Raw genomic sequence first — 11328 nt, forward strand, 5'->3', positions numbered from 1 at the left:
AAAATCAGCTAGAAATCTCTGCTGCACTTCCATCAATTTGGACAAACGGCCTTCGTGCCTATACGAAATGAAAGGACAGCGTCAGCCGTTGCCACTAGTCAACCGAAGCGATGAGGTTGGAATCCTCCACGAAGGCACTCGAACCGCAGGCCACTACTGAGATCCGATGCGAACGCGAGTCCGCACGTAGTCAACCAGGGTGCTGCTCGCAGCGCAACAGTCACAGTGTTTTCAGGAAGGTAATCAACGCCTGTTTTTCTTCGGGGCTCAACTCTCTAAAAAGTCTGGCGGGCTGGCGGGCTTCGCCATCGTGACGCGAGATAGCGTTATCAATAGATAATGACCCCAAGTCGTGCATGAAGCGGGCCTTTGTGCGTAATCCCCAAAGTGGCGCAGTTCTTAATTTGTTGGCTGTGTCCTGGGGCCCAACCTGGACGATCCCATCTCCAGTTCCTATGTCATGTAACAAAAAATCGCCAAAAGGATGAATTATCTTATCCCCCAGTTCCTCTGGAACGGTAAACATACCACCATCGATAACTGTCCCTGTAGGGGCTGTGGTGATGGATTGCACATGGCAGACACCACAACCGACCCGCCTGAACAGTTCCTGGCCTTTTAAAGCTGCGGGGGTCGCGGCAAGTACCGTGTCTCGAGGTGGAACCATAGTGCCGCGTATGAACTGAGCAAAGTGGTCGATGTCAGCCAACCCAAGATCATCTGGCTGATCTTCAACGCCGGTCGTAGTGTTGAGGACGGTAGTAACATTCGTAGGGCGCAGCCGGTTAGTGATTCCCATCTCATTGAGGTAGGCATCGCCAATAAAAGAGAGCAAACTACTGTGCTGGTCTTTCCAGCCGAATCGTCCCACGCGGGTCTGTCCAGGAGCCTCAAAAATTGGGGCCTGTACAACCTCGCCATGAACTCTCCCTTCGCTCAACTCCGGTTGTTCTTCGGCAATTGCGATCAGCGTCTTGTCGTCGATGGCTTCCACAAATCCATCCCCCAGGGTGTTGAGGGCAGCGCGTAATGTGCGGATGTTTTCTGTTGCAGGTATGGTCTCCTGGGCTTCCGGACCGATAGCGCGATCGTTGACAATGGACCTGCCGGTGATCGTGTTTTTCCCGTCGTTGATAAAGATGGTCGGGTTTACGAAATTGCCATTTTCATCATTGTGACCAACCCGGAGTTCCGTGATCTGGCTGGCTGCCCCGCTATTCGGATTTTGATGACAAGTAACGCAGCTGGTTGCGTTGTACACAGGTCCAAGCCCTTGCGCGACCGTCTCGTTTTCCTCATAGACCTGCTGATCCCGAGCAAACGTGTCTCCTGCTGGCTCGACGATTCCGTTGCTCACGCTTTGTGCACTATTGAAACTGGGTGTGTTAAACCCTGCCGGGGCTTCAGTTGCTGACTTCGCTGCGACTCTAACGAGTCCCGCACCCAACGCGATCGATATCGCGAAAAGGCAAGAACACAGGAGAACCTTTCTCCAATGGGTCATGAGCATGAGCGTTCCTCCAAAAAACACCAGTCGCCTACGCACGTGCAGGACGTAAGCTGGCTGATCCGTTGACCTCAACTCCACAAAGCCGAGACGGAAAGATCTACAACTCCGGCTTGAAGTCAGAGGCCTGTTTGTATCCAAACTGAGTAGGGCAAAGATTATTCCCATCTCGGAGCAGAAAATTTACGTGAAGGAGGAAATGGAGCTGACGGAACAACCGAGGAAAATGCAAAACGGGGAATGGAGCGCGGCGGAAGTGCAGAGAGTCCGTTGGCCTACTCCTTCTTGGAGAATCAAGGAGCGCACCTAGGACTCTTGGGAACAAGTCTGGCTTCAGATATGTGTCGCGCTTAGTGTGCAAATTATTGAGGGAGCATTAGGAATAACGGTGACCTTACTCAGTTTTATGTTGCAGAGGAGATCACTATGTTAGTCAGTAATTTCAAGTCCTACTTCCACGACGCTTCCCCGACGCTTCGGAGAGCTTCAGTTTTTTTTAGCGCAAGAGCCGGGAAGAACTGGTTCTACCCAGTTGTACTCGTCGCCCTCACTGGGGTTTTATCGATCGGGGCTTTAGCCCAAACTAGCAGCACGTATGTGCAGACAAACATCATCTCGGACGGTGCGACAGTAAAGGCAACTGTAACCGATCCCACATTGATCAATCCCTGGGGCGTTTCAGTCGGTCCAGCCATTTGGATCGATAAAGCGGGCAGTGGCTCGGTGGCGGTCGACACCCTCGCTGGTGCCACTGCGGTACCGTTGCTGCCCTCGGTCACGATACCGGCGGCAGCTCCCGCGCCGGCGCAAGGCAGTCCGAGCGGCACGGTATACAACAGCAACAACGCAATCTTCGACATTCCGGGCAGCACATCGGCCTTGTTCCTCTTCGGCACCCTTGACGGCACGATCGCCGCCTGGAATGTGAACAGCGGGACGCAAGCGGTGACGGTGGTCAATAACTCCGCCAAGGCCTCTTACACAGACATCGCGCTCGACACCAACGCAACTGGAACGTTCCTGCTTGCGGCTAACTTCAGACAAGGCACCGTAGACGTCTTCGACAGCACTTTTGCTGCGCACGCTCTTACGGGTAGCTTTGCCGATCCGACATTGCCCGCGGGTTATTCGCCCTTTGGTATCCACAGCATCGGCGGAAACGTCTATGTGACCTATGCCCAGGTCAACGCCGCAACTGGTGAGAGCGTGGGCGCAGGTCTCGGCTATGTCAATGAGTTCGACAACAATGGAAACTTCATCGCGCGAGTCGCCAGTCAAAGCGTATTGAATGCGCCGTGGGGGATGGCGCTTGCTCCCGCGGGTTTTGGTAGCTTCGGTGGCGACCTTCTGATCGGCAACTTCGGAGACGGCGTGATCAACGCTTTCGATCCCAAGACGTTTGCGCTCATCGGCTCGTTGAACACAAGCGCGGGCACGCCAATCGCGAACATTGGCCTGTGGGAGATATTCTTCGGACAGAACAGCGGCCAGACCACAACGTTGGGCGATCCCAACACCCTGTACTTCGCGGCCGGTATCAACGGAGAGAAGGGCGGTCTCTTCGGCTCGATCGCGGTCGCCCAGCCGGCAGCGGCCAACTTCACCCTTCAAGCGTCCGCCAGTTCGGTTACAGTCGCTACAGGGCAGACGGCCGGGAACGTGACGCTGTCACTCGCCGCAGCGAACGGGTTCACAGGCCCTGTGACCTTTTCCTGCACACCCGCCTCGGTCACCTGCACCTTCAGTCAGCCGTCGGTCACGCTTTCCGGCTCTGGAACAACCTCGGTTACGGTAGCCATCGCTCCAGCAGCCACAGCAGCTCCACCACCGACTGGCGGTGGTTATAACAGATCTTCCAATCATCCTGTCAATTTGTTCCAGTCGCGGGCCGGGATCACCCTAGCCTTCATCGGCCCGGTTGGTCTGCTTGCATTCGCCAGTCTGAAACGCAAATCGATCCTTGCACGCGGATCTCTCTTTGCTCTCCTGCTGGTGGTGACTACGGCAGCAATCACCGGTTGCTCTTCGTCAGCATCTCCGCAACAGGCAGCTAGTACAACTCCCGCGGCACCCGCTTCGACACAGGTTACGGTCAATGCAATCTCGGGGGCGATTACACAAAGCGTCACGGTCACCTTCACTGTGCAGTAGCCTAAATTTCGCGCTAACAAAGGGCTGCCTAGAGGCAGCCCTTGCCTTTGCTGGAGAGGGAGTTTATAGACGTTTGTGCATAGTAATTCAGAGCCAGGGGCTAAGAAAAGCTTAGTCGGTTGCGGGAGGTGAGCCTCGAGCTACTACGGTTCAAACGATGCCGAATGGCGAGCATCTTTCGCAGCGTCGGTCGAAGCCGCATTGCCTGCCCGTGGATAGGGTAGCGATCCGCCTGCGAGAACTTTAACGGCTACGGAGTCTGAGTACTGCCCCAAAAATCACGAATCGTGCTGCGAGCCTTCCAGAGCTCTCATTGTTTTGGTCAGGATCTGTTGTGGAGACAGATGACAACGTAACAGCATTTCAACTGCGAGTGCGAGAGTCGTTCGTTGCTCCCTGAAAAGCGCTCGCCACATATACTCTTGATTTGCCTGAAGTTCTTCGTGTGTCATAAGTGTGCCTTCCCTGCAAAGGGGTAATCGAACCCAATTTGCGACGATTAGTGTGAGTTTTCTTCGGTGATGCGCAAGACAGAAGAATTGCAGACCATCTTCAAGTCTCTGGTTCACGTCGCACTGGGCGCGTATCGGCTGTCTTTGAGGAGATCGCCGCTTTCTCTGCTCTTTAATGAGAACGATCATGGAACGAATTTATTCCGTACCGTGGGGAATAAATCTTTCTTCCCGTAGTTTGCACACCAGGAGAATCGATTCGTGAAAGCTAAACATCAGTGGAATTCCACCACCTCCAGCTGCCTCTCTGAAATGGCGATCCTTCCAGGCAGTCTCAGGGAAGTCAACGCTATGCGGTCAAAATCTATCATTCCGGGGCCCTCAGTCTCGGAAGCTCTATTAGAGGATGAAATGAGCACCTCGCGTCAGATATGCAATGGCTGTAAGAAATCCATGCCGTTGGCTATCACGGGGAAAATGGCTCAATCCGTTTCACATGATCTTCGCAATCATTTGTCTGCCATTTATTGCAATGTCGAATTCATGAGTAAATCCAGCACGACTCAGACGGAGCGCGAGAGTCTTCTACAGGATGTACATGCAGTGATCCAGGACATGACCGGCATTCTCGATTCTCTTCTACTGCTTTCGAAAACAGGCCAAACACTGCATCCTCGTTGGGCATCCCTGAACAAAATGGTTGAACACGCGGCTTGCATGGTCCGTGCTCACCCCGATGCACGAAATGTGGACCTTGTGATTCAAGATGGGGAATCTGTCGCAGGCTGGATGGATTGCACAAAACTTGGTAGTGCTGTCTATAATCTCTTGCTCAATGCATGCCAGGCTGCGAGACTCGGACCTGCTCCGAGAAGAGTCCAGGTCACGGTTGCTGAGGACCAGCGCCTCGTTCATATTCGTGTGATCGATAGTGGCCGTGGAGTACCTGCTTCCATTCGACAAACTCTCTTTCAGCCTTTTGTAAGTACCGAGAAAATCAACGGAATCGGCCTTGGACTCGCGTTAGTGGATTGCATCGTAAAAGAGCATGGAGGATATGTAGATCTGGAGGAGTCCGGTCCGGGGCGGACGGTCTTTGGTCTACATCTTTCGAAGTATGCATTAGAGAATCTTGCCCCCAGATAGCCATGAACTCGGGTCGAGACAAAAGGTGCTATTCGCATCAAAAGCTGCCCTTTGTGGCGTTGTGAAGTTCCTCAAAATTCGATCTGCAAATCCGATAAGTTATGCGGAAGCTTGAGTTCTTGTGTAGGGAAGTTCTGATCGATGGGCACGTCTCTCATAGACCGCTGTCCTTTTTGTTGCTTCCGCAACTGCAGTCACTTTCTCTTGCGGTTCGATGTGATGAGCCGAATCTCGCGCGAGTGGTGGACAAAAGTTGCTGGGAAGTGACTCGCGTACTATTTTCCTGGCCCTGGCAAGACGCGACATAACAGTTCCAATTGGGATCGACAATATTTCGACAATTTCCCGGTAAGATGCATTCTCAACATCAGCAAGCAGAATGACTTCGCGATAGATCACTGGCAGTTGTTCGATTGCGTTTCGAATCGCATCGATTTCGAAATGAACGATCAGCAGTGACTCAGGAGTGTCAAACGTCGCGGGTTGCGCCCAGAGATTTACTTCCGAGTCCAAAGGAATGGTCATGCGTTGTTGATTTTTTGAACGTGACGTCAGAAAAGTATTCTTCAGGATCTTGAACATCCAAAGCCGCAGGTTAGTACCGGGCTCGAACGATGCGAAACTGCGTAAAGCCTTTAGATAAGTCTCTTGCACGAGATCCTCGGCATCGTGCCCATCGCGCGCGAGCCAGCGAGCGAAGTTGTAAAGGGAATGCGATAAGGGCATAGCCAACTCTTCAAACCCTCCCTGCGTTGGATCGTCCTGTGAGGATAAAGTCCCGAATGGGATCGCCCCGTGTGGGCTACTTTCGATACGCTTCATGTGTCTTCTTCCTATTCAGTTTGAAAACCGGTTGCAGGCTAACTTGATGTACGGAAGGTCAAGCCACGGATCGCTTCAAATATGCGTGGTGGAAAGGAGTTTCAATCTGCGAAGCGCGAGGGAACCGCTGCAAGTTTCCGATCCGCGGCACGCCCTCTATCGGCTTGATACGACCGAGGTGGGCAAATGCATCATTCGCCGTGTCTTGTATGCGAGCATTTGGCCTGTGTAATTTCCGGGTTGCTTTCGAGGCAAGCATAGCCAGTAAGTAGCGATTTGAAACGTATGCCACGCTGCCAAAAATTAACTCAGAACGCATTGTTTCCTCCCTATTAAGTTTGAAAAGCGGTCATAGCCTGAATCTCACGCATCGAAAGCCAAACTGCAATTCACTAGGGCTTTTCTTCACCTATCCGGTTTGTTGCCCGCTAAACCAATGTTGATCAATGAGTTGGCTACGTATATATTCTTTGGCCTGATGTCTGCGAAAATGTCTGCAGCGCGAGGCCTGAATGCGATGGAATCATTGCGGCACACGCCCGTCGTTCGGTTCGGAACTTTTGAGGTTTCTCTCGCATCGAACGAAATACGCAAAGCGGGTGTGAAGATCCGAGTGCAGCAGCAACCTATGAAACTGCTGGAGATGTTGCTGGAGCGGCCTGGAGAAGTTGTGACCAGGGAGGAGCTGCGGAATCGAATCTGGGCCGACGAGAATTTTGGTGATTTCGACCAGGCTGTCAACATCGCCATTGCGAAGCTCCGAAATGCGTTAGGTGACTCGGCTGAAAGTCCCCGATACATCGAGACACTTCCAAAACGCGGATATCGGTTCATTGCAGAAGTATCGGTTGTGGATACCGGGACCCGCGCGAAAACGCCTGAATCTGCGGCTGGGGATATGACCGGGATTGAGCATGGGATTCAGGACCAACCTGTCGCGCTCGCTGTTGCGCACAAACGCTGGAGGTCGCCGTCACATCGCGCAATAGCCGCGCTTGTAGTGCTTCTGAGTTTGACGATTCTCGCAGTCTGGCTATTTCGTTCCTTGGAACGCCGGTCCGCTGAGATTCGGTCCATAGCAGTGCTTCCGCTGGACAACCTCTCAGGCGATGCTTCGCAGGATTATTTTTCTGATGGTATGACCGACGAGTTGATTACGGACCTGGCAAAGATTAAGGCATTACGGGTCATCTCCCGTACCTCCGTAATGAGGTACAAAGGAACGCACACGCCCCTTCCGGAAATTGCGCGGAAGTTGAAAGTAGATGCGATCCTAGAGGGCTCAGTGCTCCGATCCGGCGAGCAGGTCCGAATTACGGCTCAACTGATCCAGGTGCCGGCCGATAAACATTTGTGGGCGGAGAGCTACGAGGGAAACCTCAGCGATACCTTGGCTCTCCAAAACAAGGTTGCGCGGGCTGTCGCCGAACAAATCCGGATAGAGGTGACTTCGCAGGAGCGAGCCGAGCTGAAAAGCGTAAAGAAAATAGACCCCGAAGCTTACGAGGATTATCTCAAGGGGCGATACTTTTGGAGCAAACGGACGGCGGATGGCTTGAAGAAAGCCGTCGATTACTTCAACCAAGCCATAGCCAAAGACCCAAACTACGCTGCGGCTTACAGCGGACTGGCAGACACGTTTGCTCTATTGGGAGATTGGCAATATGCGCTGATGCCCACCAAAGAGGCGGTGCCGAAGGCAAAAGCCGCTGCGCTGAAGGCACTGGAGTTGGATGACACCCTCGGCGAAGCGCACAATTCACTCGCGTTCTGCCTGGATGGCTACGACTGGAACTTTGATGCGGCCGAAAGTGAATTCCGCCGGGCGATAGAGCTCAATCCCGGGTATGCACCCGCACACCATTGGTATGCCTGGCACCTTGCCTTGTTAGGTCGTAACAACGACGCCCTCGCCGAAATGAGGAAGGCGGCAAATCTGGATCCACTGTCCCTTAACATCAATTCTGATTTGGCCGAGCTTCTCCTTATTGCGCGTTTTCCAGACGAATCGATACAGCAGAGCCGTAAGACCATTGATATGGACCCTGCTTTTCCCGCTGCGCACAATCAACTCGCCCAGGGGTACCTGGCAAAGCACATGTATACGGAAGCAATAGAAGAACTGCAGAAATCGATCCGGCTCTCAGGAGACAGTCCGATATTCACCGCCAACCTGGCTCGCGCCTACGTCGCAACGAACAGAAAGGCTGAAGCGGTGGAGCTTCTGAACGATCTCAAAAGGAGTTCGGTTCCTGGCTATCCGCTCGCCGCGGAAATTGCCATGGTCTATGCGGCCCTGGGCGACAAAGACCAAGCCATGACATGGCTCGAAAAAGGTTATGAAGAACGATTCAATCCAGGCGTCCTACTGCGGCCCTGCTTTGACCCATTGCGTTCTGACTCGCGTTTCCAGGATCTTGTGCGTCATATTGGGCTTCCGTTGTAAATTATAATCGCCAGAAAATTCTTCCCGTTCGACAGGCGCCTGCAAGGCCAAGTAAGTGGCTTCAGACAAGACGCATCGCACTCCGACAAGTTGCTCACTGAGCCCGAGTGTATCTACGTCAATTTTGCTCGGACGCTGAATTCACAGTGACACTCACCGCTGTCGTGGAACTAACCATGTCTATCCTCCAGATCCCAACAAGAGCAAGGGAGAGTCTGCACGGCTGCAGTTACTTGTGGGATTCCCAATGGGCATCCAGAGTTTTTTGCACTTTGCTGCTATTTTTTGATTGCTTGCTTTACTCATGCGCAGGCTTAGAACGTAACGCGAACGTCGTCTTGCGCTCAGAAGTTCAGTTGATCAACGAATTCCAAACTCGCTTCGAGGCTGATCGCATGGATGCACATCAGAATTGTCTGAGAGTAATAGAACAACGGACCTATGAGCGTTATTTCGCTCTTATAGAAGCTGAATTAAAAGATCAGAGAGAGAAGGGGTGTTTGCCTGCTGCAATTTCTGAAGACCAACGCCCGAACTCTACTGTCGAGATCGTCGGCCAGTCTTATCAGTAGGGTCGCTGGCGTGTTACGGTTTTGAGCAACTCCTCTGCGGACAAAGACAACGGTATCTTCGGCGAGCCTCCAGAGTACGGTTTGAGGTGTCATCGGATTGCACGCTACCCACATGCGAACATCGGCATCAGAATCCTGTGACAGCTTTTCAAGTAGTTCTGGGTTATTGGTATTTGCAGCCATCCACCGCAGCCAGTCGATTTCCTCAGACCGCAACTCGCCGATTGTCCGAGGCTTTTGCCGCAGCCATGTTACAGCATCCTCGGTGCAATAATGACCTTCGTATACGGCAATCAAATCCTCGCTAATTACCTCGTTCAACCAATCTGACATACACTCTCCTTGCGCCCTTTAGTCAACCTGTCACTACTGCTTCAGGTAAGCAATCAAGTTCCTCCGCTCTTCTGCCTTCGGAACGCTGAAGCTCATATTGTTGTCTGGAACCATCAAATCGGGATCGCTCAACCACTTCTCCAGGGTCGCATCGTTCCAAGTCACGCCAGAATTCTTCAAGCCCGCGGAATATGTAAATCCCCCGATGCTTCCGGCCTTTCTGCCATAGACTCCTGCCAACCTCGGTCCCTCACGATCAACAGCCATCGCATGACACCCTGTGCAACGCTTCTCAAACACAGCCTTGCCTTGCACAGCATCGCCATCCCCAGCAAGAGCCGCTTCGCTCCCACTCGCACTCTTGCCCAGCATCGATAGTGCCTGCACATCGGTCTTGGAAAGCTGCGCGTTCCAGTGCAGCAACCGATACTGCAGCGGAGGCATGTCCCCGCTCTTCGCCTCTTCGATGATCTTCGCAGTCAAAATCTGTTGCTTATCCGCCGGCATCTCCTCCCAGTGTGAGAGGTCCATTTTCTTGCGCGCTTCAACGATGTCGCGCTCAATCAACCACGATCCTGGAGCGATCCGCGCATACGCTGGCCAGCGAGTCTCGCTCGAATGGCAGTCCGCACACTTGTTCACAAGTACCGCCTTCGCGTCTGCGGGCATAGTCGCACCCTCCAGCAGCGTGCCGAGTCCTTTCGCCGGCTCGACACGCGGATTCCCAAACGGATGAACGTACCCCAAGGCCACTACAACGGCTACGGTCAATGCCGCAGCAATCCACGGGCGCATTAGACAGTCTCCGCCAGTGTCGAATCGACGACAGCCAAATGGCTACGTCCTCGAACCATCTTGACCTTGGTCACTCCGAGCACACTCTCCAGCTTGCCCGCTGGAACCATCATCGGCCCTGGATTGGGCGCTGCTCCCGGTGCAGGCTGCGGAAACGCCGTCGCCATCGCCGTGTGGAAGGCCACGTTGCCTTCGACCTTTTGCACCACCTGGTGGATATGGCCATTCAGAACCGTCACCGAACCAAAGGGCTTCAGCATGGCCAGCGCCTGCTCTCCATCCTTCGTGCCCCATCCCCATTTCTCATAGACCATCCACAAAGGAATATGGGCGAAAACAACGATCGGAGTCGAGTGACTCAACCCGGCCAGGTCAGACTTTAGCCACTTCAATTGATCCTCGCCCATATTCCCCATCGCATCTACTTGTACGCAGTTGTTCAGGCCCACAAAGTGAACGCCCTTGTGGTTGTAGCTGTACCAGCCATTGCCCACGGTGCCCTTGCCAAAACGCTGCTTGTACTGAGTACCGTCGTCGATGTAGTCGTGCTCCCCCGGCACATAAAACACCTCGTTCTTGAAGCCTTTAATGACCTGCGAGGCAGTATCAAACTCCGCCGCTTTCGAATTCTGCGTAATGTCGCCGGTGTGAAGCATGAAATCAGGTGCCTTCATGCCCGCAGGCACAACATTGGCCCTGTCGATGGCCTTCTTCAGCGTCCCGGTCACGTCTGGGTTTGCGCCCTTGTTGAATCCGATGTGGCAATCGCTGATTTGCACGAACGAAAAATCCTCTACCTTCCCAACTCCGGTCCCAGCACCCTTCATCGTCTGCGCCAACACCTTCGAAGTTGGCACACCGCCAACCATCGACCACAGCAGCCCTGTGCCGGCCCACGCCATGCACCCCAGAAAATTGCGCCGGTCGATGCCATCGCCCACGGACTTCGTAACACCTTCGTTCTCCTGCACTACTTCGTCTTCCTTGAACTGATTCATATCAATCTCCATTTGATTTTGATTGCCTGTATCGTCTAAAACTGGCAATGCAAACTTTTATTCCTGCCCGCTAGAAGAAATCGCGCCGAATAATCCAGCAACAATT

Annotated in this window: 8 protein-coding genes and 1 pseudogene; 4 read left to right on the forward strand and 5 right to left on the reverse strand. The window is 53.3% G+C overall.

The genetic code is table 11. From position 1 onward, the window contains the following. Positions 1-220 precede the first annotated feature (220 nt). Positions 221-1357, reverse strand: coding sequence for a di-heme oxidoredictase family protein (locus RBB76_RS13855; RefSeq protein WP_429631168.1), 1137 nt, complete (start codon positions 1355-1357; stop codon positions 221-223). Positions 1358-1933: 576 nt separating this feature from the next. Between RBB76_RS13855 and RBB76_RS13860 the strand changes: the two genes are divergently transcribed. Both RBB76_RS13860 and RBB76_RS13865 read left to right on the forward strand, forming a co-directional pair. Continuing rightward, a complete protein-coding gene (locus tag RBB76_RS13860) occupies positions 1934-3658 on the forward strand; it encodes a TIGR03118 family protein (RefSeq protein ID WP_433963428.1) in 1725 nt (574 codons plus the stop codon). Between the two features lie 713 nt (positions 3659-4371). Beyond that, positions 4372-5256, forward strand: coding sequence for a sensor histidine kinase (locus RBB76_RS13865; protein WP_429634451.1), 885 nt, complete (start codon positions 4372-4374; stop codon positions 5254-5256). Between the two features lie 99 nt (positions 5257-5355). Here RBB76_RS13865 and RBB76_RS13870 read toward each other — a convergent pair whose 3' ends face one another. Further along, positions 5356-6078, reverse strand: a complete 723-nt coding sequence (locus RBB76_RS13870; RefSeq protein WP_429634452.1) for a sigma-70 family RNA polymerase sigma factor — start codon at positions 6076-6078, stop codon at positions 5356-5358. A gap of 517 nt (positions 6079-6595) precedes the next feature. On the opposite strand from RBB76_RS13870, the pseudogene RBB76_RS13875 reads away from it, so the two are divergent. Together RBB76_RS13875 and RBB76_RS13880 are read left to right on the forward strand one after the other, a co-directional pair. Further along, positions 6596-6898, forward strand: a pseudogene (locus RBB76_RS13875) (winged helix-turn-helix domain-containing protein); the annotation flags it as partial. Positions 6899-7216: 318 nt separating this feature from the next. Continuing rightward, on the forward strand, positions 7217-8524 hold the full coding sequence (locus RBB76_RS13880; protein WP_433963570.1) for a tetratricopeptide repeat protein: 1308 nt from the start codon (positions 7217-7219) through the stop codon (positions 8522-8524). 473 nt (positions 8525-8997) lie between these two features. On the opposite strand, the gene RBB76_RS13885 is transcribed toward RBB76_RS13880, so the two are convergent. Genes RBB76_RS13885 through RBB76_RS13895 form a run of 3 tightly spaced genes read right to left on the reverse strand, consistent with a single transcriptional unit; the run spans position 8998 to position 11222 of the window. Then, positions 8998-9429, reverse strand: coding sequence for a hypothetical protein (locus RBB76_RS13885; RefSeq protein WP_429634454.1), 432 nt, complete (start codon positions 9427-9429; stop codon positions 8998-9000). Positions 9430-9462: 33 nt separating this feature from the next. Then, positions 9463-10224 carry a heme-binding domain-containing protein gene (locus RBB76_RS13890; protein WP_429634455.1) on the reverse strand — a complete coding sequence of 254 codons (762 nt, stop codon included), beginning with the start codon at positions 10222-10224 and terminating at the stop codon, positions 9463-9465. Further along, positions 10224-11222: a metallophosphoesterase family protein gene (locus RBB76_RS13895; RefSeq protein ID WP_429634456.1), complete on the reverse strand. Its 999-nt coding sequence runs from the start codon at positions 11220-11222 to the stop codon at positions 10224-10226. The genes RBB76_RS13890 and RBB76_RS13895 overlap by 1 nt, the downstream gene beginning before the upstream one ends. Between the last annotated feature and the right edge of the window lie 106 nt (positions 11223-11328).

The sequence above is a fragment of the Tunturiibacter psychrotolerans genome (assembly GCF_051013365.1).
Classification (GTDB): domain Bacteria; phylum Acidobacteriota; class Terriglobia; order Terriglobales; family Acidobacteriaceae; genus Edaphobacter; species Edaphobacter psychrotolerans_A.